The organism is Catellatospora vulcania (genome assembly GCF_009720385.1).
GTDB classification, from domain to species: domain Bacteria; phylum Actinomycetota; class Actinomycetes; order Mycobacteriales; family Micromonosporaceae; genus Catellatospora; species Catellatospora vulcania.
The window spans coordinates 265,562-292,459 of the sequence record NZ_ML769304.1 but is presented as its reverse complement, the minus strand read 5'-3'; the positions used below and the strand labels follow the sequence as shown (position 1 = coordinate 292,459).

At 73.3% G+C, this 26,898-nt stretch carries 22 protein-coding genes; 12 read left to right on the top strand and 10 right to left on the bottom strand.

All coding sequences use genetic code 11. From position 1 onward, the window contains the following. Positions 1-24: 24 nt before the first annotated feature. The 3 genes from F6W97_RS11565 to F6W97_RS11555 form a co-directional block, all read right to left on the bottom strand. Positions 25-1,209, bottom strand: coding sequence for a DUF2207 domain-containing protein (locus F6W97_RS11565; RefSeq protein ID WP_155370247.1), 1,185 nt, complete (start codon positions 1,207-1,209; stop codon positions 25-27). Between the two features lie 160 nt (positions 1,210-1,369). Further along, complete coding sequence (locus F6W97_RS11560) at positions 1,370-2,146, bottom strand: ABC transporter permease (RefSeq protein ID WP_155370246.1); 777 nt, start codon at positions 2,144-2,146, stop codon at positions 1,370-1,372. Further along, positions 2,143-3,045 carry an ABC transporter ATP-binding protein gene (locus tag F6W97_RS11555; protein ID WP_155370245.1) on the bottom strand — a complete coding sequence of 301 codons (903 nt, stop codon included), beginning with the start codon at positions 3,043-3,045 and terminating at the stop codon, positions 2,143-2,145. The genes F6W97_RS11560 and F6W97_RS11555 overlap by 4 nt, the downstream gene beginning before the upstream one ends. 133 nt (positions 3,046-3,178) lie before the next feature. Here F6W97_RS11555 and F6W97_RS40595 point away from each other — a divergent pair, with 133 nt between their 5' ends. Further along, positions 3,179-4,417 (top strand): sensor histidine kinase, encoded by a 1,239-nt coding sequence (locus tag F6W97_RS40595; RefSeq protein WP_230686592.1) that lies wholly within the window; start codon positions 3,179-3,181, stop codon positions 4,415-4,417. Between the two features lie 50 nt (positions 4,418-4,467). Beyond that, on the top strand, positions 4,468-5,067 hold the full coding sequence (locus F6W97_RS40590) for a response regulator (RefSeq protein WP_230686609.1): 600 nt from the start codon (positions 4,468-4,470) through the stop codon (positions 5,065-5,067). Positions 5,068-5,073: 6 nt separating this feature from the next. On the opposite strand, the gene F6W97_RS11545 is transcribed toward F6W97_RS40590, so the two are convergent. Next, positions 5,074-5,505, bottom strand: a complete 432-nt coding sequence (locus F6W97_RS11545) for an ATP-binding protein (protein WP_155370244.1) — start codon at positions 5,503-5,505, stop codon at positions 5,074-5,076. Beyond that, a complete protein-coding gene (locus tag F6W97_RS11540) occupies positions 5,502-6,362 on the bottom strand; it encodes an MEDS domain-containing protein (protein ID WP_155370243.1) in 861 nt (286 codons plus the stop codon). The genes F6W97_RS11545 and F6W97_RS11540 overlap by 4 nt, the downstream gene beginning before the upstream one ends. A 431-nt stretch (positions 6,363-6,793) precedes the next feature. Between F6W97_RS11540 and F6W97_RS11535 the strand changes: the two genes are divergently transcribed. The 8 genes from F6W97_RS11535 (at position 6,794) to F6W97_RS11500 (ending at position 16,939) form a co-directional block, all read left to right on the top strand. Next, positions 6,794-9,427 (top strand): discoidin domain-containing protein, encoded by a 2,634-nt coding sequence (locus tag F6W97_RS11535; protein WP_230686591.1) that lies wholly within the window; start codon positions 6,794-6,796, stop codon positions 9,425-9,427. Positions 9,428-9,589: 162 nt separating this feature from the next. Next, positions 9,590-11,332: a putative bifunctional diguanylate cyclase/phosphodiesterase gene (locus F6W97_RS11530; protein ID WP_196279089.1), complete on the top strand. Its 1,743-nt coding sequence runs from the start codon at positions 9,590-9,592 to the stop codon at positions 11,330-11,332. A gap of 169 nt (positions 11,333-11,501) precedes the next feature. Continuing rightward, complete coding sequence (locus F6W97_RS11525; protein WP_230686590.1) at positions 11,502-12,935, top strand: uracil-xanthine permease family protein; 1,434 nt, start codon at positions 11,502-11,504, stop codon at positions 12,933-12,935. A gap of 59 nt (positions 12,936-12,994) precedes the next feature. Further along, positions 12,995-13,783: an SDR family NAD(P)-dependent oxidoreductase gene (locus tag F6W97_RS11520; protein ID WP_230686608.1), complete on the top strand. Its 789-nt coding sequence runs from the start codon at positions 12,995-12,997 to the stop codon at positions 13,781-13,783. Between the two features lie 148 nt (positions 13,784-13,931). Then, positions 13,932-14,654 (top strand): histidine phosphatase family protein, encoded by a 723-nt coding sequence (locus F6W97_RS11515; RefSeq protein WP_155370240.1) that lies wholly within the window; start codon positions 13,932-13,934, stop codon positions 14,652-14,654. Then, complete coding sequence (locus tag F6W97_RS11510; protein WP_155370239.1) at positions 14,638-15,498, top strand: NAD(P)H-hydrate dehydratase; 861 nt, start codon at positions 14,638-14,640, stop codon at positions 15,496-15,498. Before F6W97_RS11515 ends, F6W97_RS11510 begins: the two co-directional genes overlap by 17 nt. Before the next feature lie 61 nt (positions 15,499-15,559). Then, positions 15,560-16,570, top strand: coding sequence for a hypothetical protein (locus tag F6W97_RS11505; protein WP_155370238.1), 1,011 nt, complete (start codon positions 15,560-15,562; stop codon positions 16,568-16,570). A gap of 144 nt (positions 16,571-16,714) precedes the next feature. Next, positions 16,715-16,939, top strand: a complete 225-nt coding sequence (locus F6W97_RS11500) for a hypothetical protein (RefSeq protein WP_155370237.1) — start codon at positions 16,715-16,717, stop codon at positions 16,937-16,939. A 69-nt stretch (positions 16,940-17,008) separates the two neighbouring features. Here F6W97_RS11500 and F6W97_RS11495 read toward each other — a convergent pair whose 3' ends face one another. Beyond that, a complete protein-coding gene (locus tag F6W97_RS11495) occupies positions 17,009-18,052 on the bottom strand; it encodes a glutathione S-transferase family protein (protein WP_230686589.1) in 1,044 nt (347 codons plus the stop codon). Positions 18,053-18,173: 121 nt separating this feature from the next. On the opposite strand from F6W97_RS11495, the gene F6W97_RS11490 reads away from it, so the two are divergent. Together F6W97_RS11490 and F6W97_RS41215 are read left to right on the top strand one after the other, a co-directional pair. Further along, positions 18,174-18,707: a DUF6817 domain-containing protein gene (locus F6W97_RS11490; protein WP_155370235.1), complete on the top strand. Its 534-nt coding sequence runs from the start codon at positions 18,174-18,176 to the stop codon at positions 18,705-18,707. 179 nt (positions 18,708-18,886) lie between these two features. Then, entirely contained in the window at positions 18,887-21,973 is a 3,087-nt protein-coding gene (locus F6W97_RS41215; RefSeq protein WP_155370234.1) for a BTAD domain-containing putative transcriptional regulator, read from the top strand. A gap of 7 nt (positions 21,974-21,980) precedes the next feature. Here F6W97_RS41215 and F6W97_RS11480 read toward each other — a convergent pair whose 3' ends face one another. The 4 genes from F6W97_RS11480 to F6W97_RS11465 form a co-directional block, all read right to left on the bottom strand. Beyond that, the gene (locus F6W97_RS11480) at positions 21,981-22,874 is read right to left on the bottom strand and encodes a hypothetical protein (protein WP_155370233.1); all 894 of its coding nucleotides are present in this window, start codon (positions 22,872-22,874) and stop codon (positions 21,981-21,983) included. A gap of 223 nt (positions 22,875-23,097) precedes the next feature. Further along, on the bottom strand, positions 23,098-24,594 hold the full coding sequence (locus tag F6W97_RS11475) for a sensor domain-containing diguanylate cyclase (RefSeq protein ID WP_155370232.1): 1,497 nt from the start codon (positions 24,592-24,594) through the stop codon (positions 23,098-23,100). 1 nt (position 24,595) lies between these two features. Next, positions 24,596-25,741: an FIST signal transduction protein gene (locus F6W97_RS11470; protein ID WP_155370231.1), complete on the bottom strand. Its 1,146-nt coding sequence runs from the start codon at positions 25,739-25,741 to the stop codon at positions 24,596-24,598. Positions 25,742-25,925: 184 nt separating this feature from the next. Continuing rightward, on the bottom strand, positions 25,926-26,828 hold the full coding sequence (locus F6W97_RS11465) for a CE1 family esterase (RefSeq protein WP_155370230.1): 903 nt from the start codon (positions 26,826-26,828) through the stop codon (positions 25,926-25,928). Positions 26,829-26,898: the final 70 nt, after the last annotated feature.

The window sequence follows — 26,898 nt, the reverse complement described above, 5'->3', positions numbered from 1 at the left end:
GGGCGGGCGGGCCGGGCGGGCCGGCTAACCGTCGACGATCTCCGCCCGGCGTACGTGACCGAGCTTCGGGGTCACCTCCAGCCGCAGCCATCCGTCCTTGCGCAGCCGGTGGTAGAGCGAGGCGGCGATCTCGTAGCGGACGGCGACGTCGCCGCCGTCGTCGACCGCCACGCGGTACGTCGTGGTCTCGTCGCCGACACCGGATTCCAGCCAGATCACCGGTCCGCTGACGATCCGTGTTGGGCGCAGGACGTCGTGCAGGCCGCGGTAGCCGAGCAGCGCGATCCCGGCGACCGCGAGGATCCAGAGCACCCAGCCTGCCGCGAGCAGCAGCGCCGGCCAGCTCACCGCCCCCTGGACGCGCAGGTCGGCCGAGAACATGCCGAGCAGCAGCAGCCAGATCCCGAAGAACACCGCAGCCGGTATCATCGACAGCAGCGCCGCCCACGGCGACCAGCCGAACGTGAACCCGCGACCGTCGACGACCGCGACCCGCCGCCACGTCCCGTCGCGCCGCGACCACGCGAACGACTGCCTGCCGTCGGCGAACGGAGACGTGCCCAGCCAGGGCGGGCGCGCCCCGGCGGCCACGGCGTACGCCACGCGCGGGTCGCCGGGCCCGATGCCCGGCTCGGCGCGCAGCCGGGCGTACCGGGCCGCGAGGGCCACGCCACGGCCGTCCGGCACCAGCCGCTTCAGCAGCCGGAACGGCAGGGAGACCAGGCGCGCGACGAGCACCACGGCGATGGCGAGCGGGGCGCGGTCGGCCTGCCACACCACGACGGCCGCGCCGACCCACAGGACCGTGAAGACGCTCCAGAGCGCGACCCGCACGCTCAGCGGAGCGCGCGGGCGCACCAGCCCACGGGCGGTCGCGGCCTCGGCGACCAGGTCGGTGAACCGCTCACGCCACTGCGCTGCCTGCTCCGGGGAGCCGAGGTCGATCGCGCCGAGCGGGACCGGCCCGGATCCGCCCGGCACCCGGGCGACGACGGCGTCGAAGACCTGCTTCTCGTACGGCGCCAGCCCCGCGGGCTGCGGCTGGGGCGCCTGGACCGTCCCGGCCGCCACGTCCGTCACCAGGACACCTCGCGCGATGAGGTCGAGCATGGTCGCGTACGCCCCGGCGGCCGCGACCCGTCGCGGCTGCACGAGCAGGGCCGCCACGGCCGGGGGTGCGACGGTCAGATCCGTCAAGGAGTCGGCCATGCGGCGACGATATCGAGCACCGTCCACCTCGTCGTGGACGGACGGCGGAGGGCGCACGTCCACGGGCGAGGTCATCCCGCTGTCACAGGCGGGGCAGCGGCCTGCACCGGGACCTGCTGGAACGTCCCGGCAGCAGGTGAACCGCTGCCGGGACGCCGGCTCACTTGACTTCGCGGCGGGCGACCCGGATCAGGCCGAGCACCAGCGGCAGCACGATCCAGACCGCGACCGAGGTCCCCAGGCGGGCCCAGTCCCGCCCCGTCATCACCGGTTCCAGCAGCAGGCCCGAGGTGACCGACAGGTCAAGCCACTGCGCCGGGCGGGCCAGTGCGGTGACCATCTCGCCGAGGATGCTCCACGCGATCGGCAGCACGAAGTACAGCACGATCGCCAGGGCCGAGTTCAGCAGCAGCATGCCGAACGCCACCCCGAGCAGCACGTTGACGACGAGGAACAAACCCGCCTTGCCCAAGGCCGTCGCGCTGAGATGCCACGGGTCGGGGCCGCCCGCGAACGGCAGCGCCGCCGCGGTGGCGGCCAGGCACGCCGCGTACGCCAGCACGGCCAGCACCAGCGACGCGAGCACCTTCGCGGCCGCGACCCGCATCCGCCGCGGCACCAGCGCGTACGTGGTCAGGGTCGTGCGCTGGGACCACTCGCTGGTCACCGACAGCACACCGAGCACCGGCAGCAGCACGGCGGCGGGCAGCACGGTCGGCCCGAGCAGGCCCGCGAAGTCGAACGCGGGGGCGTCCGAGGTCAGCGACAGCACCGTGACGACGGCCGCGGCGAGCAGCCCGACGACGGCCAGCAGCCACGCACCGGACCGGGTGTCGGCCATCTTGCGCAGCTCCACGGCGGTCAGCCGCCACAGCGGGACGGGGGAGAAGGACGTGGCCGCGACGGCGGGGGCCTCGCGCACGGCGGTGACGGTCATCGGGCGGTCCTTTCGGGAGAGGTGGCGCCGTTGGTGAGGCTGAGGAACATCTCCTCCAGGCCGCGGGCCCGGCCGGGCTGCAACTCCAGCAGCACCACGCCCGCGGCGGCGGCGGCCCGGCCGACAGCCTCGGCCTCGGCGTCGACGAGCAGCGCGCCGCCGTCGGCGGGGGAGGCGGACAGCCCGGCCGCGGCGAGCGCGGCGTGCAGCGCGGCGGGGTCCAGGGCGCGTACCCGCATCCCGGCGCCGGACAGCAGCTCGTCCTTGGCGCCCTGGGCCACGACCCGCCCGTTGCCGATCATGACCAGGCGATCGGCGACCGCCTCGACCTCGCGCAGCAGGTGCGAGGAGAGCAGCACGGTGCCGCCGCGGTCGGCGAAGTCGCGCAGCAGGCCGCGCATCCAGAAGATGCCCTCGGGGTCCAGGCCGTTGGCGGGCTCGTCGAGGATCAGCGCCCGCGGCTCGCCGAGCAGCGCCTGCGCCAGGCCGAGGCGCTGGCGCATGCCCAGCGAGTAGTCGCCCACCCGCTTGCGGGCGGCCGCCGCCGGCAGGTCGACCCGCGTCAGCAGCTCGCCGACCCGGCTGGTGGGCACCCGCAGGAGGTGCGCGGCCAGGGTGAGGGTCTCGCGGCCGGTGCGGCCCGGGTGCTGGGCGGAGGCGTCGAGCAGGATGCCGACCTCCCGGCCGGGGTTCGGCAGCTGCCGGTAGGGCCGCCCGGCGACGGTGGCGTGGCCGCCGGTCGGCGGGGTGAGCCCGCAGATCATCCGCATGGTGGTGGACTTGCCGGCCCCGTTCGGGCCGAGGAAGCCGGTGACGGTGCCGGGCGTGCAGCGGAACGACACGTCGTCGACGGCCGTCTGCGCGCCGTAGCGCTTGGTGAGATGCGCGACTTCGATCATGCGTACCAGCGTGGCGGGCGCGGGACCCGGCCCGCAGCGGCCGCAGGGCGACGATCGCGGACTTTGGTCGACGGCAGGCGTAGACCAAAGTCGGTACCCGCCCGACCAGGCCGCCCGTACCCTGGGAGCCACCATGACGAGCACCGCCGCCACCCCCGCCCACCCCGCGCGCCTGCTGCGCCACCTGCTGCCGGGCGACCTGCACCCGGACGGAGCCGCCCGCCGGCGCACCGCCCGGGACTGGGCCGTGGACCTCGCCTGCTTCGCCGTCGCGGTGCTCATCGGGCTGTCCGTGTACGACCTGGAGGCGGCCGGGCGGCCGGTGCCGGACGTGATCCAGCTCGCCGACGTGGTTGCCGGCGCGGTGCTGTGCGTGGCGCTGTTCTGGCGGCGTCGCTTCCCGCTCGCGCTGGCCGTGGCCACGGCGGTGGCGGGGGCGTTCTCGCCGCTGTCGGGCGGGGCGGCCGTCGTCGCCCTGATCACGCTCGGTGCGCGGGGGCGGCTGGGGGCGGTGCTGGCCGTCGGGGCGGCACACGCCGTGCTGTCGCTGCCCTACCTGCGGCTGTACCCGGACCGCGAGCTGTCGTTCTGGCCGTCGGTGGCGTGGACCTGGCTGGTGCTCGCCATGATCACCGGTTGGGCGCTGGTGGTTGGGGCCCGCCGGCAGCTGGTGCACACGCTGCGGGAGCGCGCCGTACGCGCCGAGGCCGAGCAGGAGCTGCGCGTCGCGCAGGCCCGCCAGCTGGAGCGCACCCGCATCGCCCGGGAGATGCACGACGTGCTGGCGCACCGGATCTCGCTGCTCAGCCTGCACGCGGGGGCGCTGGAGTTCCGGCCGGACGCGTCGCCGGAGGAGGTCTCGCGCGCCGCCGGCGTGATCCGCGACAGCGCCCACCAGGCCCTGCAGGATCTTCGTGCGGTCATCGGCGTGCTCCGCGCGCCCGACGAGTCCGGCGACGAGCCCGAACGTCCCCAGCCCACCCTGTCCGACCTGCCGGAGCTGGTCGCCGAGTCGCAGTCGGCCGGGATGCGGGTGCAGCTGACGCAGCGGCTGCCCGATCCGGTCGCCCTGCCGGGACATGCGGGGCGCACCGCGTACCGGGTGGTCCAGGAGGGGCTGACCAACGCCCGCAAGCATGCGCCCGGCGCGGCGGTGCGGGTCGCCGTCGAGGGCGGGCCGGAGCACGGCATCACCGTCGAGGTGCTCAGCCGCGCGCCGGTCGGCGCGACGGCCGGACCCGGCATCCCGGGGACCGGAACCGGGCTGGTCGGCCTCGCCGAGCGGGTGTCGCTGGCCGGCGGGCGCATCGAGCACGGGCGCACCCCGGCGGGCGACTTCCGGCTGTGGACGTGGCAGCCGTGGCCGGCCTGATCCGGCTGCTGATCGTCGACGATGATCCGTTGGTGCGCGCGGGTCTGTCGATGATGCTGGCGGGGCTGGACGACCTGACCGTCGTCGGTGAGGCCGCCGACGGCAGCGAGGTGCCGGCTGCGGTGGCCGCGCACACGCCCGACATCGTGCTGATGGACATCCGGATGCCGCGCCTGGACGGGCTGACCGCCACCGAGCTGCTGCGGCGGCGGCCGGACGCGCCCGACGTGGTGGTGCTGACGACCTTCGACGCCGACGAGCAGGTGCTGCGGGCGCTGCGGGCCGGGGCCAGCGGTTTCCTGCTCAAGGACACCCCGCCCGCGGAGCTGGTACGCGCGCTGCGCCGGGTCGCCGCGGGGGAGCCGATGCTGTCGCCGTCGGTCACCCGGCGGCTCATCGACCAGGTGACCTCGGGCACGGGGGCGGCTCGTGCGGCGCGAGCGGAGCACCTGCTGGCCCGGCTGACCGAGCGGGAGCGGGAGGTGGCGGTGGCGATCGGGCAGGGGCTGTCGAACGCCGAGATCGGCGTGCGCCTGCACATGAGCGTCGCCACGGTCAAGGCGTACGTGTCGCGCCTGCTGGCGAAGCTGGAGCTGAACAACCGGGTGCAGATCGCGCTGCTGGCCCACGACACGGGCCTCGCGCCGTGACCGCGGTCAGAGCTGGATCTTGACGGTGATGACGATGCCGGGGTCGCGGCCGGTGAAGCGCACCTCGTCGGTGAACTGGCGGACGACCCACAGGCCGCGGCCGCCCTCGGTGCTCAGCGGCACCTGCTGCATACCCGCGGCGGCGGTGTCGGCGATGCCGGGCCCGTCGTCGCTGACCTCGCAGTAGATCGCGCCGTCCTGGCGCCACAGCCGCAGCCGCCCGCGCCCGCCGCCGTGCCGGATCGCGTTGGTGGCCAGTTCCGTGGCCACCACCAGCAGCCGGCCCAGGCCCGGTTCGGCCAGGCCGAACTCGCCCGCATGGGCGGCGACCGAGGCCCGCAGGGCGTACAGGTCGTCGGCGACGAAGACGGTGTCGAGCCCGGGCGGATCGGCCATCGCGGGTGAGGGATCCGGGAACCGGTCGGCTTCGGCGGTCATGACTGCCTCTGCAGTGCGAGCTGCGGCACGTGTTCGGCGCCGACCGCGTCGAGCACCGCGGCCACCGTCGGCGGGCAGGCCACGGTCATGCGCCGCCCGGCGGGCAGGGCCGCGGCCGCCTTGATGATCGCGGTGGCCGCGGTGACGTCGATGAACCGCAGTTTGACCAGGTTGAGGTGGATGTTGTCGTCGAGGCGCAGTGTCTCGGTCAGCGCCTGCTGCAGTGGCTGCAGGTGGGTGTAGTCCATCTCGCCGGCGACGCGCACCCCCGGCGGGCGGTGCTGGCGGCAGATCCGCAGCAGCGGAGTGTCGTGGTAGGCCAGCGCCGCGACCGTCTTGTGGTGGGCGTCGGTGGCGAAGGCCAGCGTCACGGAGTCGAACGTCTCCCGGTCGTACTGGCAGATCGCGGTCAGCCGCCCGTCGGTGAACAGGGTCGCCGCCTGCCGTTCGAAGGTGACCAGCTGGTCGACGGCGATCGGACGGCCCGCCCAGCACATGTCCGCGCTGACCCGCAGGCCGGGCATGCCGCGCCGGGCGGCCTGGTGGCGCTCCTGTGCGATGAGGGCGACCATGCGTTCGGCGGTCGCGCCGCCGTCCACGGCCGGGGCGTCCTGGCTGGTGTACATCGTGAGCTGGCCGCGGCCGATGGCCGCCGCGGTGGCGACCTCGCGCATGGCCAGCTCCTCGGCCAGCTCGTCGGGGGTCAGCGCGTCGGTGAAGCAGATCACCCGCTGGCCGCGGTGCAGGCCGTCCGCGACGAACTCGGCGACCAGGTCCAGACGCTCATCGGGGTCGGTGAACGTCAGGCACGCGTGGTCGCCTGGGTTGATCTCGTCAACGGTCACCGCATCCGCCATGGGGTTCCTTTCCTCGGCGCGGCTGGCAAGCCGTCATTACCCGGCGGTCTGCCCGCCTAACCATGTCGGCCTGCATGTTCTGCGGCATACGCCACATCTTCCGCCACATGATCGGACATTCCCCACCCTGACGTCCAGCCGGGCAGGTGGCTGTCCCGTCCCGGTCGCCGACGATCGTGGGCAATCGCTCTCCCATGATCCACATATCCGGGTCGTGCCAACTCGCCCGCCGGAATGCTGTACCCGGCAACAAAAGCGCTGCCAGGGCACCTTCTGAGCGGATCTCCGTGTCACACGGCGGAAACATGCCCTTGACAGCTATCGAACAAACGACAACCCTCTGTTTCAGAGAGCGCTCTCTACCGTCCACCGACCGTCCTGATCGCACAGGCCGGCCGGCCCCGTCCGGAGTCCCCTAGCAGGGAGAAGAGATGCAACCCGTCCCCCGTCTGGCCGTATCCCGCGGCAGACCCCTCTACGCCCTCGTCCTCGCAGTCGTCGGCGTGATGCTCATGGCCTACTTCGTCGTGATCGGCAACAGCACGGCGAACGCCGCGGTGACGCTGCTGTCGCAGGGCAAGCCCGCCACCGCGTCGTCGGTGGAGAACGCGGGCACGCCCGCGTCGGCCGCGGTCGACGGCAACACCGGCACCCGCTGGTCGAGCGCGGCCAGCGACCCGCAGTGGATCCAGGTGGACCTCGGTGACACCGCCACCCTCAGCCAGGTCATCCTGCGCTGGGAGGCGGCCTACGCGACCGCGTACCAGATCCAGACCTCGGCCAACGGCACGAGCTGGACCACCGTCTACAGCACGACCACCAGCACCGGTGGCGTGCAGACGATCAACGTGACCGGCTCCGGCCGCTACGTGCGGGTGTACGGCACCGCGCGGGCGACCGGCTACGGCTACTCGCTGTGGGAGTTCCAGGTCTACGGCGAGATCGGCGGCGGCACCGGCGGCTGCGGCGCCACGAACGTGGCCCAGGGCAAGCCCGCCACCGCGTCCTCGGTCGAGAACGCCGGCACGCCGGCCTCCAACGCCGTCGACGGCAGCGGCACCACCCGCTGGTCCAGCGCCTTCGCCGACCCGCAGTGGCTGCAGATCGACCTCGGCGTGGCGACCCCCATCTGTCAGGTCATCCTGACCTGGGAAGGGGCCTACGCCACGGCGTACCAGATCCAGGTGTCGGGCAACGCGACCACCTGGACCACGGTCTGGAGCACCACGACCGGCACCGGCGGCACCGCCACCATCAACGCGTCGGCCTCGGCGCGCTACGTGCGCATCTACATGACCGCCCGGGCCACCGGCTGGGGCTACTCGCTGTGGGAGGTCGCCGTGCGCTCCGGCACCCCGACGTCGCCCAGCCCCAGCGCATCGCCGTCGCCCAGCCCCAGCGGCGACCCGATCCCGGGTGGCGGCTCGCTCGGCCCGAACGTGAAGGTCTTCGACCCCTCCATGTCCGGAGCGACGATCCAGTCGCAGGTCGACGCCGTCTTCAACGAGATGGAGTCGAACCAGTTCGGCCTGCAGCGCTACGCGCTGGCGTTCAAGCCGGGCACCTACAGCGGGTTCAACGCCCAGATCGGCTTCTACACCTCGATCATGGGTCTGGGTCAGAACCCCGGTGACGTCCGCATCAACGGCGACGTGACCGTGGACGCCGGCTGGTTCCAGGGCAACGCGACCCAGAACTTCTGGCGCTCGGCCGAGAACCTGTCGGTCTACCCGTCGGCCGGGTTCACCCGGTGGGCCGTCTCGCAGGCCGCTCCGTTCCGGCGCATGGACATCCACGGCGACCTGAACCTGGCCCCGAACGGCTACGGCTGGGCCAGTGGCGGCTACATCGCCGACAGCCGGGTCTCCGGCTCGGTCGGGCCCTACTCGCAGCAGCAGTGGTACACCCGGGACAGCCAGATCGGCAGCTGGGTCAACGGCGTGTGGAACATGGTGTTCTCGGGTGTGCAGGGCGCGCCGGCCAACGGCTTCCCGAACCCGGTCTACACCACGCTGGCCAACACCCCGCAGAGCCGGGAGAAGCCGTACCTGTACATCGACGGCGGCGGCGCCTACCGCGTCTTCGTCCCGTCGCTGCGCACCAACGCCTCCGGCACCACCTGGGCCGGCGGCTCCACCCCGGGCACCTCGCTTCCGCTGACCTCGTTCTACGTGGCCAAGCCGGGCGACAGCGCGGCGCGCATCAACCAGGCGCTGGCCCAGGGCCTGCACCTGCTGTTCACGCCGGGCGTCTACCACACCAGTGGCACGATCAACATCAACCGCCCCGACACCGTGGTGCTAGGTCTCGGCTACGCGACGATCATCCCGGACACCGGCGCCATCCCGATGTCCGTCGCCGACGTGGACGGCGTGAAGATCGCCGGCCTGCTGTTCGACGCCGGCCCGGTCAACTCGCCGGTGCTGCTGCAGCTCGGCCCGAACGGGTCGGCGGCCAGCCACGCCGGCAACCCGACCTCGATCTCGGACGTGTTCTTCCGGATCGGCGGCGCGCACGCCGGCAAGGCCACCACCAGCCTGCTGGTCAACAGCAACAACGTGATCGTCGACCACATCTGGGCATGGCGCGGCGACCACGGCGCGGGCATCGGCTGGACCGTCAACACGGCCGACTACGGCGTCATCGTCAACGGCAACAACGTGCTGGCGACCGGCCTGTTCGTCGAGCACTACCAGAAGTACAACGTGGTCTGGAACGGCCAGGGCGGCAAGACGATCTTCTTCCAGAACGAGCTGCCCTACGACCCGCCGAACCAGGCGGCCTACATGAACGGGGCCACCAGAGGCTACGCCGCGTACAAGGTGGCCGACACGGTGACCAGCCACGAGGCCTGGGGTCTGGGCGTCTACTGCTACTTCAACGTGGATCCGACGATCCACGCCGCGAGAGGCATCGAGACGCCGAACAACCCCAACGTCAAGTTCCACAGCATCTCCACGGTGTCGCTGGGCGGCAACGGTGTGATCGACAACGTCATCAACACCACCGGTGGTCCCGCGCAGGGCACCGCCACCGTGCCGAGCACCGTCACCAACTACCCGTGACCCGGGTGGTCCGCAACTAGGTGAATGATCGAAGGCCGACCCGGCCGGTGTGCCGGGTCGGCCTTTCCGCGTCCCGGGAAAAACACCGATGGACCTGGATGTTTGTACAGGTCGTGGCTAGTCTTCGTGGGGTCGGTCAGCCGTGCACATGGAGGTGACGGGGTGACGATCGCGGGGGAGATCGGAACGCTGGCGCGTGCCGCGCTGGTGGTGGAGGCAGGTACGCCGTGCGAGTCGCTGGAGTCGACGTTCCGGGCGCGCAGCGACCTGATGGCGGTGATCGTCGCCGACGGCGACCGGCTGGGCCTGATCATGCGGGGACGCTTCGACCAGGCCATGTCGGGGCCTATGGGCTATGGACGGTTGTTGTGGCGGCAACGTCCGGTTTCCGCGATCGCCGACTGGTCCCCGGTGCGCCTTCCGGGCGCGACCACCGTGGTAGCCGCGTCCCACCTGCTGCGCACGCGGCCCGCTGAGCGCCGGTACGACGACCTGGTCGTGGACCTCGACGGCGGCCGGGTGGGCACCGTGTCCGCGGCGCACCTGTTCGACGCCCTCGCCACCCAGTTCGCCGACCGCGCCGTACGCGACGACCTCACCGGCCTGGCCAACCGGGCCCACTTCCTCGATGTGCTGACGGCGGCGTGCACGGACGCCGGGGCGGACGGCGACCGCGTCGCGGTGGCCTTCCTCGACATCGACGGCATGAAGCGCATCAACGACTCGCACGGCCACCAGGCCGGCGACGCGGTGCTGACCCTGGTCGGCCGCCAGCTGTGCGACGCGATGCGACCGGGGGAGATCGCGGCCCGGCTCGGCGGCGACGAGTTCGCCGTGCTCGCCCGGGTGCGGCGGGGCGCACCGGCCGAGGAGGCGGCGCTCGAACTCGGCCGCCGGTGCCTGCTGGCGATCTCGGCCCGCGACGGCCGCCACGACCCGGACCTGCACCCGTACGCCAGCGTCGGGGTGGCCGTGTCCGGCAACCGCTCCGACCCGCAGACGCTGGTCAGCGAGGCGGACATGGCCATGTACCGGGCCAAGCAGGCCGGCGGCAACCAGGTCGAGCTGGCCGTCGGCGTGGAGGCCGGGCTGGCCGGCGACGTCGACCTCGTCGACCGGACCGTCGCCCAGGCCGTCGAGCAGGGCGAGCTGCGGCTGCACTACCAGCCGATCGTGCGGGTCAACGACCGGTCGGTGGCCTCGGTGGAGGCGCTGGTGCGCTGGCAGCACCCGACCATGGGCCTGCTGCCGCCCGGCCGTTTCCTGCCCGGGGCGCGCCGAGCCGGGCACCTGCCCGCGCTGGACCGCTGGGTGCTGCGCCGTGCCTGCGCCGACCTGGTCGCGATGGACGAGGAGCTGGGCGAGCAGTCGCCCAAGTGGGTCAACGTGAACCTGTCCGCGCCGACCCTGGCCGGCCCGTTCGACGAGACGGTCGTGCGGACGCTGGCCGATACCGGTCTGCCCGCCTCTCGGCTGCGACTGGAGCTGCCCGAGGACGCGGACCTGCAGACGCTGGCCGACGCCGGGCCGCGGCTGGAGCGGCTGATCTCGCTCGGCGTGTGGCTGACCCTCGACGACATGGGGGCCGGGTCGACGAACCTGCGCTACCTGTCGACGCTGTCCATCCACGGCATCAAGATCGACCGGGCGTTCGTGTCCGGGATGCTGCACAATCCGCGCGACCACGCGGTCGTCAAGCTGCTCACCGACCTCGCGCACGGCCTCGGGCTGCGGGTCACCGCCGAGGGCGTCGAGTCCGCGGCACAGCTGTCCGAGCTGGCGCGGCTCGGCGTCGTCCACGCCCAGGGCTACCACCTCGCCCACCCGATGCCGCTGAACGCGCTGACCACGCTGCTGGCCGGTGAGACCAAGGCGCGGCCGCACACCGCCCGCACGGCTCGCTGAGCCCGACGGCCCCGCGCTTGCGCCGGGCCGCTGCCCGCGACGGGTACCCGTCCGGCGTGGCCCGGCCGCCGTTCGGCCCCGCGCCGTGCATTCTGGTGATCAGCCCGGCCGGCCGTGCAGGCCGGAGCAGGGCGGATTCCAGTGGCGCGAGCGGGGCGTGGGGTGGCCGGTGTTCGGATGGCGTGAGGTCTACGGGGGCAGGACGCCACCGCCCGGCCAGGTCGTCGCGCCCGACGAGCGGCTGTCGTGGCCGCGCATGGTGGGCCTGGGGGCGCAGCATGTGGTGGCGATGTTCGGGGCGACGTTCGTCTTCCCGGTCGTCATGGGACTCAACCCGCAGCTCGCGATCATGATGAGCGGCGTCGCCACCATCTGCTTCCTGCTCATCGTCAAGGGCATCGTGCCCAGCTACCTTGGCACCTCGGCGTCGTTCGTCAGCGCCGTCGCCGCGATCCGGGCCCAGGGCGGCGACTCCGCCCAGGTCACCGGCGCGATCCTGGTGGCCGGTCTGGTGCTCGCGCTGGTCGGCCTGCTCATCCACCTGCTGGGCTTCCGGGTGCTGCACGCGGTGCTGCCGCCGGTGGTCACCGGCGCGGTGGTCATGCTGATCGGCTTCAACCTGGCCCCGGTCGTCGCCTCGGTCTACTGGCCGCAGGACCAGTGGACGGCCCTGGTGACGATGACGTTCGTCATCGTGGTCGCGGTCGCCGCGCGCGGTTTCGTGGGCCGGATCGCCATCTTCCTCGGCCTGATCTTCGGGTATCTGCTGTCGTGGCTGCTCGACCGGGTCATCGGTCCGATCACCTCGGTGCTGCCCGGGTCGGCCGGCCCGACCACCCATGACCGGGTCGACTGGTCGGGGGTGGCCGCCGCGCCCTGGCTCGGCTTCCCGCCGCACACCACCACCGGAGCCGACGGCAACGAGGTCGCCGGCTGGCACGCCCCCGCCTTCACGTTCGCGTTCATCCTGCTGGTGCTGCCCGCGGTGGTCGCGCTGATCGCCGAGAACGCCGGGCACGTCAAGGCGGTCGCCGAGATGACCGGCCGCGACCTGAACCCGGTGATGGGCAAGGCCATCGGGGCCGACGGCGTCGCCACGGTGCTGGCCAGCTCCGTGGGCGGTTCGCCGACGACCACGTACGCGGAGAACATCGGGGTGATGGCGGCGACCCGGATCTACTCGACGGCGGCGTACTTCATCGCGGCGATCGTGGCGATCCTGTTCGGCTTCTCGCCGAAGTTCGGGGCTGTCATCTCGGCGACCCCGGGCGGGGTGCTCGGCGGCATCACCGTCGTGCTGTACGGCATGATCGGCCTGCTCGGCGCGAAGATCTGGAAGGAGAACGGGGTCGACTTCGGCAACCCGATCAACCTCGTGCCGCTGGCCGCGGGCATCATCATCGCGATCGGCGACACCTCCCTGGTGTTCAGCCCGACGTTCCAGCTCAGCGGCATCGCCCTGGGCACCATCGTCACCATCGCCGGCTACCACCTGGCCCGCTGGCTGGCCCCGGCGCACCTGCGCGAGCAGCAGAACCTGGAACGGCCCTGCCCCGGCGTCGGGGTGTCGCCGGCCGAGCAGCGCGGCGCCGCCGACGCGTAACCGCGCCATGTCCCGATCGGCCCTGCCGGGGGCCTGCCCGCTGCCATGATGGTCCGGTGATGATCGATCTGTCCGGGCGCACGGCGCTCGTCTCCGGCTCCACCCAGGGCATCGGGTACGCCATCGCCGAGCGGCTGGCCCGCAGCGGCGCGCACGTCGTGGTCAACGGCCGCGGCGCGTCGACCGAGGACGCCGCGGCCCGGCTGCGCGAGACCGTGCCGGACGCGACGGTCACCGCGGTCGCCGCCGACCTGGCCACCGCCGAGGGCGCGGCGGCCATGCTCGAAGCGGTGCCGCAGCTCGACATCCTCGTCAACAACCTCGGCATCTTCGAAGCCAAGCCGGTGCTGGAGGTCGAGGACGCCGAGTGGCTCCGCTTCTTCGAGGTCAACGTGCTCTCGGCGGTCCGGCTCATCCGGCTGTACCTGCCGGGCATGATGGCGCGCGGCTGGGGTCGCGTGCAGTCCATCGCCAGCGACTCCGCCGTGGTCACCCCGGTCGAGATGGTGCACTACGGCGTCACCAAGACGGCGCTGCTCGCGGTCACCCGCGGGTACGCCAAAGCGGCGGCCGGCACCGGGGTCACCGTCAACTCGGTGATCGCCGGGCCCACCCACACCGCGGGCGTGGAGACCTTCGTCGCCGAACTGGTCGGCGACGACCTGCCCTGGGACGAGGCGCAGCAGCGCTTCATGCGCGAGCACCGGCCGTACTCCCTGATCCAGCGCCTGATCGAGCCCGAGGAGATCGCCAACATGGTCGCCTACCTGTGCTCCGACCAGGCCTCCGCCACCACCGGCGGCGCCCTGCGCGTCGACGGCGGCTACGTCGACGCCATCCTGCCCTGACCCCCTCCACGTTGATCATGAGCCTATGGCACGGCTCGACGGCGTGTCCCCGGCACAACCTCATGATCACGTACCTGGGGCCGTTCGGCAGGTGTCAACGGGCAGTGGGCGGGTACCTCAATCACCTCGTGCGTGGACAGGGGGAGAGATGGGCGAGTTGGCGTGGCTGGGGGCCGTGCGGCATGCCGAGAGCGTCGGCAACGTCGCCGCGGTGCTCGCCGAGGGCTCGGGGGCACAGCGGCTGGACCTCGCGCCACGCGACCCGGACGTGCCCCTGTCGGACCTCGGCCGCGAACAGGCCGCCGCCACGCGGGGCTGGCTGGCCGGCGTGCCGCGGCCCGACCTGGTGCTGGTCTCGCCCTACCTGCGCACCACGGAGACGGCCAAGGCCATGACCGACGGCCTGGACCTGCGGCTGTCCTACGACGAGCGGCTGCGCGACCGGGAACTGGGCATCCTCGACCTGCTCACCGCCCGCGGCGTGCAGGAGCTGCACCCGACCGAGGCCGACCGCCGCCAGCGGCTCGGCAAGTTCTACTACCGGCCGCCCGGCGGCGAGTCGTGGGCCGACGTCGCGCTGCGGATCCGGACGCTGCTGTCCGACCTGCGCCGCGACCACGGCGACCGGCGGGTGCTGCTGGTCACCCACGACGTGGTCGTGCAGATCATCCGCTATCTCGTCGAGGACCTGGACGAGGCGCGGCTGCTGGACCTGAGCCGGGCCGAGGCGATCGTCAACACCTCGGTCAGCACCTGGGTTCGCGACGGCGCCGGCCGCCTGACGCCGCAGCAGTTCAACGACGTCGCCCACCTGCGCGCCCGCGACACCACCCCGACCCGCGAGGAGGGCCTGCGTGCCGAACCGGTCTGAACCTGCCATCGTCACCGTCCAGCTGCTGCGCGACTGGCCGCTGCCCGAGGTCGCGGGGGCCAAGGACAGCCGCGGCACCGCCCTGATCGTCGGCGGCTCGCGGCACACACCCGGTGCGGTGCTGCTGGCCGGGGTCGCCGCGCTGCGCGCCGGGGCGGGCGTGCTCCAGCTCGCGGTGGCCGAGTCGACCGCGACGGCGCTCAGCATCCAGGTGCCCGAGGCGCTGGTGCTCGACCTGCCCGAACCCGACTCCGGCCGGGCCCTTCCCGACCGGCTGGCCGAGCTGGCGGGGCAGGCGTCGGCCGTCGCCGTCGGGCCGGGGCTGGGCGACATCGACCACGCCGACGCCGTGCTGCGGCACGTGCTGGCGGCGACCCGGCCCGACACCACCGTCGTGCTGGACGCCTACGCCCTGGGTGCGCTCAGCAAGGACCCGTCGCTGACCGCGGACCGGCCCGGCTCGTACGTGCTCACCCCCAACATCGACGAGGCGAGGTACCTGCTCGGCGGCGACCTCGACGATGACCTGTTGGACGTCGCGATTCGCATCGCGCAGCGCTACCGGGCCGTGGTGTCGCTGTTCGGGCGCGTCGCGGACCCGGACGGCCGGACCTGGTGGGAGCAGACCGGCGGCAGCGGCCTGGGCACCTCCGGCAGCGGCGACGTGCGCGCGGGCGTCGTCACCGGCCTGCTCTGCCGCGGCGCGGAGCCCGCCCAGGCGGCGTGCTGGGCGGCGTACGCCCACGCCGGCAGCGCCCAGCGGCTGGCACCCCGGTTCGGGAAGATCGGGTTCCTGGCCCGGGAGATCGCCGACGAGATCCCCGCGGTGCTGGCCTCGGTGTGATTGCCCGCAGCCGGGGTCGCCGTCCACGACACCTGTCGGGCGCTGCCATTACCATCCGGCCGTGAAGCTCACCACGGTGCCCCGGCCCCTCGACCTCGCGCAGCTGTTCCCCGGGCTGGCAGCGCATGCGCGCACCGCCACGCGCCTGCATCCCCGGCCCGGCGTGCCGTCGATCAGCGGGAGCCACGTCGGTGGGCCGCTGCTGTGGCCTGCCGACGAGGCCTGGCCACGGTGCGCTCAGCCACACCGTGTGGAGGTGCGGCATCCGGTCCCGCCGGAGGAGGCGGCCCGGCTCGGCTCCCGGCCTGACCCGATCAGCACGGCCCGGCGTTATCCCGGTTACTTCGGCGTCGAGCACCATGCCGCCGGCACCCACCTGATCACCCACGTGACCCGGCCGGAGCCGGTGTCCGGCCCGCTGCTGCCGGTGGCGCAGCTGCGCGCCCAGGACGTGCCCGACCTGCCGCTGCCTGCCGGGAAGGACCTGCTGCAGGTGCTGTGGTGCCCGCACGTGCACCCCGAGGTCCGCGATCAGTCCGGACCGGCCGTGCGACTGCGATGGCGGGCTCAGGCCGACATCTGCGGCCCGTCGGCGGCCGCGCCCGCGCCCGTCCGCGAACCGGACGAGATGTTCCGCCCCCGTGCCTGCGTGCTGTATCCGGAACAGGTCGTGGAGTATCCGTGGTGGCAGGAGCTCCCCGAGCAGCTGGGCCGACAGGTGCGCGCCTTCGACGACAGCCGCGAGTTCGGGCAGCCGTCGTACTACGCGGTGTCGCAGGCGCGGGGCTGGAAGGTCGGCGGACATGCCAACTGGGGCAGCACCGATCGGCAGCCGATGACCTGCGAGGGGTGTTCGCGGGAGATGACGCTGGTGCTGTCCATGACCTCGTCCGAGTCCTTCGGCGGCACCTGGCGGACCGAGCAGGAGGCCGATCTGGAGCCGTCGTGGACAGACCCGCGGTGGCGCGACGCCGACCGGCCGACCGGCGTGAGCGTCGGCTGGGACGACGCGCTACGGATCTTCGCGTGTCTGAGCTGCCCCGGCACGCCGTTCCGGCTGAACGCCCAATAGCCTGCCTGCCGGTGGGCCGGGGCGGGTGACCGGCCGTGGCCGCGCGCCACGACGCAGGACGCCCGGCGGGACACGCCGATTCGACGCCCCAGGGCTCACGCATTTGCGGCCGCATGCCGCGGGTCAGGTCGTAACGTCGACACCATGGATGAGCAGAGCATGTCTTCCTGGTGGAACGACGGGTTGTCGGGCGAGGACCGCGACGAGTGGTGCGCGGCGCTGGACACGGGCGCCATCGGCGAGGACTTGTTGATCACGCTTACCGATGCGCAACGGGCCTGGCTGGAAAACGACCAGACGACCACCGCGTCCATGGGCCCGGCTCTGCAGGCGTTCATCGCCGAGGAGTGTTCCAAGCGCCTCAGATGAGCGGCCCGGGCGGTCGCCGGACCCTTCCGGGCGCCGGGACCGCCGCAGGCCGGAGCAGTCTCGGCCGAGCTACGCCCCGTGCAGGCCGGGCACGGTCTCGCCGGCGGGCACCGGGCCGGGCGGGGTGCCGTCGCCGAACGGTCGGCCGCCCAGCTCGTCGCGCCCGTGCGGGGTGAGCCAGCCGGACAGGTCCGGCCCGGCGGGCACCACCCCGGTCGGGTTGATGTCGCGGTGCACCTCGTAGTAGTGGGACTTGATGTGCCCGAAGTCGACGGTGTCGCCGAACCCCGGGGTGGCGAAAAGATCGCGGGCGTACGCCCACAGCACCGGCATCTCGGTCAGCTTCTGCCGGTTGCACTTGAAATGCCCGTGGTACACGGCGTCGAAGCGCACCAGCGTCGTGAACAGCCGCACGTCGGCCTCGGTGATCGTGTCGCCGACCAGGTAGCGCTGCCCGGCCAGCCGCTCCGACAGCGCGTCCAGCCGCGCGAACAGCCGCCGGTACGCGGCCTCGTACGCCCGCTGCGACCCGGCGAAGCCACACTGGTAGACACCGTTGTTCACGTCCCGGAACACCAGCGCGTTCACCTCGTCGATCTCGGCGCGCAGCGCGGCCGGGTACAGCTCGGGCGCGCCCGGCCGGTGATGGGCGGTCCACTCCAGCGACAGGTCGATGGTCATCGGCGCATAGTCGTTGGTGACCACTGCGCCGGTGGTGACGTCCACGATCGCGGGCACGGTGATGCCGCGCTCGTAACCGGGGAACCGTGCGAAGAACGCCTCCTGCAGCCGCTCGATGCCCAGCACCGGGTCCCGGCCGCCCGGGTCCAGGTCGAAGGTCCAGCTGCGCGCGTCGTGCGTCGGCCCGGCAACCGCCATCGGCAGGGCCTGCTCCAGCCCGAGCAGCCGGCGTACGATCACCGCCCGGCTCGCCCACGGGCAGGCCCGGCTGACGACCAGCCGGTAGCGGCCGGGCTCGACGGGGTAGCCGTCGCGGCCGTCGGCGGTGATCCGGGTGGCGATGTAACGCTGGTCGCGGGTGAACTCCCCGCCGGGGTTGACGTAGCGGCCCTGGTCGTCGGAGGCGGTGGTGTCCGTCGCGGTGTCGGTCATGCCGACCATCATGCCGCGGCGCGCGAGACAGCGGCGCGGAGCTGTGTGCGGCCGGCCGTTGTGACGAACTGGGCACGGTGGCGGCCGGTTGACCTGGACGCGCCGTAGCTAGGGTCGTCGCATGAGTGCCGAACAGGATCTGCGGGAATGGCTCCGCGGTCGCGGAGCCGAAACCATCGATCATGCGGGTGGTTCGCTCTACGCCCACCTGTCGCGTGTCCACGATCGGCTGGTCCGGCTCGGTCTGAGCGCTGACGTCCAGCTGGCCGGTCTCGCGCACGCGGTGTACGGCACTGACGGCTTCGACGTCGCGCTGCTCGACCGAGCCGAGCGGGCGACGCTGCGGCAAGTGATCGGCGGGGCCTCGGAAAACCTGGTCTACCTTTATGGAGCGTGCGATCGCCGCCGCTCCTGGGCGCAGCTTGCGGACACCGGCACGGTCTGGGATCGCTTCACCGGCCAGGCCGAGTCCCTTGACGCCTCGCAGTTGCGGCCGTTCGTCGACTTGAGCATCGTCAATGAACTGGATGTCGTGGAGCAGGACCCGGCGGTCGCAGAGAAGCACGGAGTCTACTTCCGTTCGCTGTTCACCTCCTGGTCCCGGATCGCATCCTCGCAGGTAAGCGCCGAAGTGGAGTCGGTTCTGGCGAGGTGATGCCAACTGACGGTCCACACTGGACATATATGTCGCGCGATGTGTGAGATGCGGACCATACTGGTCGGACGCTGTGTTCTGTCCCGGCTATCCGACAGAAGGGTTGATCGTCGGGCCGGTGGGGCGGAGCCTTCGCAACGGGCAGGCCGCGTGTCGAGCAGACCGGAGGGCGGACGACGATGGTCAGCGGGCCGAGCCGCCGGATCGTGGTCGGCGCGGCGGGCTACGGCAAGACGACCCTGCTGCGTGGCCTGTGTCCGCCCGCTCGGGCCCGCTGGTGGCGGGGTGGCGGCGACCCGTGCGGGTTCGTCCGCCAGGCGGAGTCGGACGGGGTCCGCTGCCTCGTGCTGGACGACCTGCCCCAGCTGTCCGTGCCGGACCTGCGCGACCTGCTGATCGCGATCGAGGACCTGCCGGAGGACGCCGAGGTGTCGCTGGCCTCGCGCTGGCCGCTGCCGTGGCGGCACGCGGGCCGGCCCGGCCGCTGGAGCGAACTCGGCCCGGCCGAACTCGCCCTCGCCGTTGACGAGATCGCTGCGCTGCTGGCGGAGGAGGGCGGGCCGGCCGACCCCGACCTCGCCGACGCGCTGCACGCGTCCACCCGCGGCTGGCCCGCGCTGGTCCACTTCGCGGTGGAGTCGGTGCGGCTGGGCGGCCCGGCTGCGTCCGCCCCGGCCGCGGGCGGGCTGGCCGAGTACGTGCGCACGGAGGTGCTGAGCGGGCTGCCCGACGCGGCACGCCGGCTGCTCGCCGACCTGGGCGACCGTAGGCCGGTGACGGTGGGCCTGTGCGAGGCCTTCGGTCATGCTGATGCTGAGGCGCTGCTGACCCTACTGCGACGGACCGGGCTGCTGGTCCGCGGGCCGATGGTGCCCGGTCTGCCCGACGACGACCACGTCGTGCCGGTGATCGCACAGGTGGCGGCCGTGGCAGGCGGCGTGCCGGGCGGCGACGCGGACCACGACCGTACGGCCGGGCCGCACGTCGCGCAGCCGGACCGAGGCGACACCGCTCCCGGCCGGTCCGGCGTCGCGGCCGCCTGGTACGGCAGGCATGGTCCGCCGGGCGCGGCGGCGCGGGAGCATCTTCGCGCCGGTGACCACGCCGGGGCCGCCAGGGTGCTACGCGAACACGGCGATCGCGTCATCGCGGCCGGGCAGGCGGCACTGGTCACCGACGTGTTCGACCGGCTGCCGGAGCCGGAGCGCGACAGGCGGCTGACGCTGCTGCGAGCCGATGCGCTGCGTACGGCCGGGGACCTGGAGGCGGCAACGCGGGTCTACGAAGACCTCGGCGCGGGTCGGCCGGACCTGGACGCGGGGCTGGCCTGGCGCGCGGGCCGGGTCGCCTACCAGCGTGGCGACGCCCACGGCGCGCTGGACGTGTTCGCCCGCGGGGGCGAGCGCGGCGACACAGCCGACACCGCCCTGCTGGCCGCCTGGCGTGCGCACGCGTTCCTGCTGGCCGGGGACACCGACAGCGCGGTCGCGACCGCACGTGCGGCGGTGCACCGGGCCGTGCGGTCCGGTGACGACGGTGCGCTGGCCACGGCGTACCTGAGCGTGGCGCTGTCGCTGGGCGTCGCCGGGGACACCGCGGGCAGCGAGGAGCATTTCGCGCTCGCGCTGCCGATAGCCCACCGCACCGGGGACGTGATGCTGCTGACGCGCATCCACACCAATCGCACCTTCCAGCACCTGCAGGCGGCACGCTACCCGGCGGCGCTGGAGTCGGCGCAGCTGTGCGCGGCGTACGCGCAGGCGGCCGGATCGCCGAGCCTGCAGGCGATCGCCACCTGCAACGAGGCCGACGCGCTGGCCATGCTCGGCCGCTACGAGGAGGCGGTACGCCGGTACCGGGCGGCGATCGGCCATTACCAGCGCTTCGGGTCGCGCCGCTTCGCCGGGGCGGTGCTGGGGCTGGCCGAGTTGTATCGGCGGCGCGGGTGGCGCGAGCAGGCGCGTGCCGCGTACGAGCAGGTGGTGCAGGTCGCCTCGGGCACCGGCAACGCGCACGTGCTGGTGCCGGCGCTGGCGGGGCTGGCCCTGGTGCTGCTCGGCGACGACGTGAAGACGGCCGCCGGGCACGCCGACGCCGCCGCCGACCAGGCCGGGCCGGAGATCTCCGGTCCGGCGCTGCTGGCCCAGGGCTGGATCGCGCTGAGCCAGGGCGCGGCGGGCCGGGCCGGTGACCTGTCCACCGAGGGCGCCCGGGTGGCCCGCGCGCAGGGCGACCGGGCCGGGCTGGCCGACGCGCTGGAGCTGCGGGCGGCCGCCGAGGACGATCCGGTGCGGGCCGGTGCGGCGCTGCGGGAGGCCCGTGCGATCTGGACCGAGGCGGGGGCCGAGGTCGAGGCCGCCCGGATCGCGGTGCTGATGAGCCGGGTGCCCTGGGCGGGCCCGGACGAGCGGGCCGGTGGCGTGCTCGGCGAGCAGCGGCTGGCGGCCGCCGACGCGCTGGCCGACCGGATCGGCGGCTTCACGGGCGCGGCCGTGGACCGTTCCCCGGTGGTGGTGCGGGCGCTGGGCCGGTTCGAGGTGGAGCTGGCCGGGCAGGTGGTCCCGGCGTCGTCGTGGCAGTCGCGCAAGGCCCGCGACCTGCTGCGCATCCTGGTCGGGCGGCGTGGGCGGCCGGTGCCGCGCAGCGAGCTGAGCGAGCTGCTGTGGCCCGACGGCGACGGGCAGCGCACCGGGCACCGGCTGTCGGTGCTGCTCAACATCGTGCGCGGGGTGCTCGACCCGTCCCGGGCGTATCCGGCCGACCATCACCTGGTCGCCGACCAGGGCAGCATCACGCTGAACACGGCCACCACCGGCGTCGACGTGGAGGACTTCCTGGAGCAGGTGGCGCGCGGCCGCCGTCTGGTCGAGCAGGAGGCGCTGCCGCAGGCGCGGCTGGTCCTGCTGGCCGCGGACCAGCTGTACCGGGCCGACGCGTTCGAGGACGAGCCGTACGCCGAGTGGGCGGGTCCGCTGCGCGAGGAGGCGCGGGCGGCGTACCTGGCGATGCTGCGGATGCTGGCGCACACCTGCCGGTCGGCGGGCCAGCCGGGTGCGGCCGTCGGCTACCTGCTGCGGCTGCTGGAACGCGACCCCTACGACGAGCGGGCGTACCGGTCGCTGGTGCGCACGCTCGTCGCGGGCGGGCAGCACGGCGAGGCCCGGCGCGCGTTCGACCGCTACGCCGAGGCGATGCGGTCGATCGGCGTACGCCCGCCGGACCCGGACCTGCTGGTCCCGGTGCGGCGGGCGCCGGCCCCCCGGTGAGCCTCCGTCAGTGGAACGTGCCGATGCGCGCGCCGTAGGTCGTCAGAGTCGGGTCCTCGGCGGGACCCAGCAGGCTCGCGGTCCGGGCCGGCGTGCGCGGCGCCGCCAAGCCCGACGTTGCGTTGATGCGGTCGGCCCGCGCCAGGCCGTCCCCGAACGGCCGCAGCTGGAACCCGTCCAGGTGGCTGTCAGAGCCGCTGACGGTCGCGCCGATGCCGAACGTCCAGCCGAGGAGGTTCGGCATCAGAGGGGCGAGTTTCGGCCAGGTCGAGCCCGTGACGGGGAAGCTGCTCGCCCGGTAGACGCCCGCGAACGCCCCCGGGAGGTCCACCGCCGTGTGGCAGATGCCGTACGCGGTCAGCGCGCCGCCCGTGCCGCTGCCCGAGGCGTGCAGGCTGACCTGCGACAGGTAGCCGTCCGGCAGCAGCTCGTCGATCCGCCAGCTGTCGACCCTGCGGTCCATCCTGAACCCGAAGCCCAGCATGACGGTCGGCTTCGGGCATACGACCTCGATGGAACTGCCCTGCATCGTGGTGTTGTCCACGCGGGTCGGGGGCACCACCGTCCGGGCGCAGATGACCTGGGCGGTGACGGAGAACGCCACCGCGCTGTCGGTGCGCGGCCGGGCCGACACCGTGGCGGAGCGCAGGTCGGCGGCGGGCTCCAGCCGGGTCAGCAGCACCCGGCCGGTGCTGCCGTTGACCCAGCCGCCGACGGCGAACACCCAGCTCTCGTCCGGGCAGGACACGACGACGGTCTTGGCGACGGTGTCGGTGGTGCTGGTCTGCTGCTCCAGCGTGACCAGCGGGTCGGCGGCGGCCGCTGCGGGCGCCGCCGGGGCGAGCACGGCGCCGAGAACGGCGGCCGCGACGATCGCACGCGTGGTGGGTGCTGCCTTCACCGCTTGCTCCTCTCGTGGCGGTCCGCTGTGGACGGCCGTCTCCCATCATCGGGACGGGTATCACGGTGGCGTCATGGTCGCCGGAAGCCCGACAGCCGCCGGGCCGGACCGCGGTTCAGGTGAGCGCCGCGTCCGGGCGGGTCAGCATCGGGGTGCGGCCGACGCCCACCATCCAGAGCATGGTCATCGTGGTGACCGTCGGGTTCCTGACCCATCGGACGGTTCAGGCCCGGACGGCTCCCGGACGCGCGTCCCGCTCCGGCACGGTGCCGTCGTAGATCGTGTAACCGCCCGGGTCGGTGCGTTTGGCCTGGTACATCGCGAGGTCCGCGTGGGTGACCAGCTCCACCGGGTCGGTGCGGCCGGGGATGTTCAGCGCCACCCCGATGCTCGCCCCGACCCGCAGCTGCTCGTGCGCCACATGCATCGGTTTGCCCAGCGCGGTGGCGATCCTGGCCGCCACGGCGGCGGCGTCGCGCGGGCCGCCGACCCGGTGCAGCATCACCGCGAACTCGTCACCGCCGAAGCGCGAGGCCAGGTCGCCGCCGCGCAGCTGGGCGGCGATCCGGTCGGCGGTCACCGTCAGCAGCTGGTCGCCCGCGGCGTGGCCGAGCGTGTCGTTGATGTCCTTGAACCGGTCCAGGTCCAGGAACAGCACGGCGATCGTGGTTCCTTCGGCGTCGGCCACCGCCAGCCGCTGGGTCAGCTGCTCCATGAACAGGCGCCGGCTGGCCAGCCCGGTCAGGGCGTCGTGGTGGGCCTGCTGCATCCGCACCACGGTGTTGGCGTCGGTGAGCGCCAGGCTGACATTCTGCGCGAACGCCCGCAGCGTCTGCACGTCGGAGGGCCCGTACACCCGCCCCGGGTCGCAGGACGCGACGACGAGCGCGCCGGTCACCACGCCGCTGTCGTGCACCGGCGCGCCCATCGACGCGCACACCGGGTCGCGGCCGAACCGGCTGACCACCTCGGTCGAGGAGATGCCGCCCTGGCGTACCACCACGTCGCCGACGGTCATGGCCTGGCTCGCGGTCGCGGCGTCGGCCAGATCCGCGGTGAGCGCGCTGCCGGGCAGGATGCCGGTCGCGTCGGCGGCAGCGGCCAGCCGGGCCCGTCCGGTGTCGTCCTCGTCCCGCAGCCACAGCAGGCTGATCTCGTCGCCGAGCAGGTCCCGGGCGGCCAGGGTGATGGTGTCGAGGATCTGCTGCAGGTCCTCACGGCGGGAGATGGCCCGCTGGATGGTGAACAGTTGTTCCAGCAGCCGCTGGCGCTCCTGCAGGGACTCGCGGATCGACTGCTCGGCGGCCAGGGTCCGCAGCATGGTCAGGGTCAGCTCCAGTAGCCGGGCCATGCCCCGGATCAGGTTCTGCTCCTCGATCGCGAACGGCTCGCCCCACCGGGCCAGCACCAGATGGCCCGGTTTGCTGCCCTCCCACGCGGCGGTCGCCACCGGGCACCGCCCGATCCCGGGCACCTCCAGCATGTCGCGCTCGTGCAGGCTCACCGCCACGATGTCCTCGTTGGGCACCGCGTCGAGCGGGAAGCCGATCGACGCGGCCACCTTGCCGTCGAAGACCACCGCCGCGACCTCGGCCTCCAGCGCCTGCGCGGAGCGTTCGACCGCGTGCTGCACGGCCGAGGCCTCGTCGGTCGACGACGACACCACAGCCATCAGCTCGACGAGCTGCTGGATGTACAGCGACTCGGCCGAACCCGGCATCTCAGCTCAACGCCAGCACGGCGAGGGTCTGGTTGTGGAACCCGTCGATGCCGTGGTTTCGGGCGATCTCCCCGTAGGTGTAGAAGCCGGCGTACGGCAGGTCGCCGGCCCAGCGGTCCAGCCGCGCGCCCTCCCGCTGGATGCCGTCGTCGCCGAGCACAGCCCGGATCGCGGCGCAGCTGAACGTGAGCATGCCCAGCGGCGCGTGTCCGTCCAGGCGTGACAGCGCGTCGCGGCACGCGTCGTCGGTGGCCTCCAGGATGGACTCCTCGTCGCCGGTCATCACCCAGGTCAGCCCGCCCGGGTCGATCGCGCCGCCGCCCCCGATCGACCTGCCGACGAGGTCCACCTCGGTGGACAGGTTGCGCGCCTCGACGCCGCTGCGCCGCTGGACACCCAGCGGGCGCGGCAGCGCGAACTCGGTGAACGCGGCCGGATCGGTGTACGCCTCCGGCGGCGCGTCGAGCCGCTCCAGGTAGACGTCGAGCGCGGGCCGGTCGTCGAGGGTGTACACCCGGCCGTCCACGCTGCGGGTGACGATCATCGGCTGGCCGACCGTGTGCCAGCCGTGCTTGACCGCCACCGCCAACGGGGCCTCGGAGGCGATGGCGACACCGATCACCGCGTCGGTCAGCACCTCGCCGTCCTTGAACAGGTAGGCGCCGCTCATCCGCCAGCCGTCGGCTGCCGCGCCGCCGAACAGCGGCACACCCGCGCCCAGCGCCCGGTAGCAGCCGCGCACGATGCTCTCCTGATCGCGGACCAGGCCGTCGGTGAGCAGCATCAGCACCTTGTGGGGCAGGTCCACCTCGCCGACGCAGCCGGCCACCTCGAAGCCGGCGTCGCCCTGCCGGCCGGTCACGCCGGTGGCCACGGTCGTCTGCACCTGGAAGCCGGCGCCGCCGATGGCGGCCACCGTGATGGTGCCGTCGGCCGGGCCGCCCGGGCCGATCTCGCCGTGTGTGGTGCAGCCGACCACGGGCACGCCGGGCACGGCCTCGGCCAGGCCCGCCAGCACGGCCCGCGGGTCGTGGGTGATCGCCGCGAAGGCGATCAGCAGTTTGGGGTCGGGCCCGGTCAGCGCGCCGCGCGCGGCCTCGACCGCCGCGGGCCGGGATTCGGCCGCCTGACTGCGTCCGACACCCATCCAGCGCCTGCCCGGCCCTTGATCACCGGAGACGTCCACCGCAACTCCCGTCGCCAGCCGACCACGGACACGTTCGATTTCTCCTGAATTACGCTACTACGCTGGCCTGCGCGTCGGGGCTGCTGATACCGCTGGTGCCACTGTGCACGGAGTGATCCGGCCCGGTGCGCGACCGGGCCCGCGGTCAGTGCCGGTGCGTGCGGAAGAACTCCCAGATGAGGTCGGTGGCGTTCACCCCGGCGTCGGGGTCGGCGAGGGTGCCCTGCTGCGCGCCGGGCCAGCTGTGGCCCATCTGCGGCAGCCGGTAGACGACCTGCTCACTGCCGTCGGCGCAGGTCGCCAGGCGACGGCTGCCGCCGTTGGGCAGCTTCGGGCCCGCCGCCGCGGCGGGCTTGCACGACAGGCGCTCCTGCCAGGCCGTCAGCCCCGACTCGAACGCCGTGGCGAAGCGGTCCTTGCCGCCGACGAAGGTGATCACCGATACCGGCCGGCTGGGGCGGAAGTCGGCCTGGGTGGCCTTGCCGCCGCTGAATCCGCCGCTGACCGGGGCGATCGCGGCGAACGTGCCCGGCAACTCGACGGCGAGCCGGTAGGCCATGTCGCCGCCGTTGGAGATGCCGGTGGCGAAGACCGCCTTCGGGTCGGCGTGCCAGCGCTCCACCATCCGGGCGACCAGGCTCTTGATCAGGCCGACGTCGTCCTCCGAGCCGCAGCACGACAGCGCGTTCATCCCGCCGGCGAAGCCCTCCGGATAGAGCACCAGGAAGTTCTCGCGGTCGGCCTTGGCACTCATCCCGCTGGTGGCGGCGATCCCGGCGGCGTCGCCCGGGAAGTAGTGCATGACGACGACCAGCGGCAGCGGGGAGGCCGCGTCGTACGACGGCGGCGCGTGGACGACGAACGAGCGGTTGGTGCCGTTCCAGGAGGTGGTCAGGCGATGGTCGCCGGGCGCGGGGGTCTCCACGGGTTCGGGGGACGGGGTGGCCGAACCCGTGGGCGCGGGCGGACCTGCGGGGTCCGCGTCGCAGCCGGCCACGGTGGCGGCGAGCAGGGCGACGACGGCGATGGCGTGGCGCAACTCAGGCATGGCCGGAGCCTAACGCGCACGGTCCAAGCACGACGGTCCCTCGCCCGCGAGACCGCGACAGGCGCGGCCC

Excerpts from the sequence above, each read along its gene's own strand:
- F6W97_RS11565 (WP_155370247.1), bottom strand. The coding sequence starts at position 1,209 with ATGGCCGACTCCTTGACGGATCTGACCGTCGCACCCCCGGCCGTGGCG.
- F6W97_RS11560 (WP_155370246.1), bottom strand. The coding sequence starts at position 2,146 with ATGACCGTCACCGCCGTGCGCGAGGCCCCCGCCGTCGCGGCCACGTCC.
- F6W97_RS11555 (WP_155370245.1), bottom strand. The coding sequence starts at position 3,045 with ATGATCGAAGTCGCGCATCTCACCAAGCGCTACGGCGCGCAGACGGCC.
- F6W97_RS40595 (WP_230686592.1), top strand. The coding sequence starts at position 3,179 with ATGACGAGCACCGCCGCCACCCCCGCCCACCCCGCGCGCCTGCTGCGC.
- F6W97_RS40590 (WP_230686609.1), top strand. The coding sequence starts at position 4,468 with ATGATGCTGGCGGGGCTGGACGACCTGACCGTCGTCGGTGAGGCCGCC.
- F6W97_RS11545 (WP_155370244.1), bottom strand. The coding sequence starts at position 5,505 with ATGACCGCCGAAGCCGACCGGTTCCCGGATCCCTCACCCGCGATGGCC.
- F6W97_RS11540 (WP_155370243.1), bottom strand. The coding sequence starts at position 6,362 with ATGGCGGATGCGGTGACCGTTGACGAGATCAACCCAGGCGACCACGCG.
- F6W97_RS11535 (WP_230686591.1), top strand. The coding sequence starts at position 6,794 with ATGCAACCCGTCCCCCGTCTGGCCGTATCCCGCGGCAGACCCCTCTAC.
- F6W97_RS11520 (WP_230686608.1), top strand. The coding sequence starts at position 12,995 with ATGATCGATCTGTCCGGGCGCACGGCGCTCGTCTCCGGCTCCACCCAG.
- F6W97_RS11515 (WP_155370240.1), top strand. The coding sequence starts at position 13,932 with ATGGGCGAGTTGGCGTGGCTGGGGGCCGTGCGGCATGCCGAGAGCGTC.
- F6W97_RS11500 (WP_155370237.1), top strand. The coding sequence starts at position 16,715 with ATGGATGAGCAGAGCATGTCTTCCTGGTGGAACGACGGGTTGTCGGGC.
- F6W97_RS11495 (WP_230686589.1), bottom strand. The coding sequence starts at position 18,052 with ATGACCGACACCGCGACGGACACCACCGCCTCCGACGACCAGGGCCGC.
- F6W97_RS11490 (WP_155370235.1), top strand. The coding sequence starts at position 18,174 with ATGAGTGCCGAACAGGATCTGCGGGAATGGCTCCGCGGTCGCGGAGCC.
- F6W97_RS41215 (WP_155370234.1), top strand. The coding sequence starts at position 18,887 with ATGGTCAGCGGGCCGAGCCGCCGGATCGTGGTCGGCGCGGCGGGCTAC.
- F6W97_RS11475 (WP_155370232.1), bottom strand. The coding sequence starts at position 24,594 with ATGCCGGGTTCGGCCGAGTCGCTGTACATCCAGCAGCTCGTCGAGCTG.
- F6W97_RS11470 (WP_155370231.1), bottom strand. The coding sequence starts at position 25,741 with ATGGGTGTCGGACGCAGTCAGGCGGCCGAATCCCGGCCCGCGGCGGTC.
- F6W97_RS11465 (WP_155370230.1), bottom strand. The coding sequence starts at position 26,828 with ATGCCTGAGTTGCGCCACGCCATCGCCGTCGTCGCCCTGCTCGCCGCC.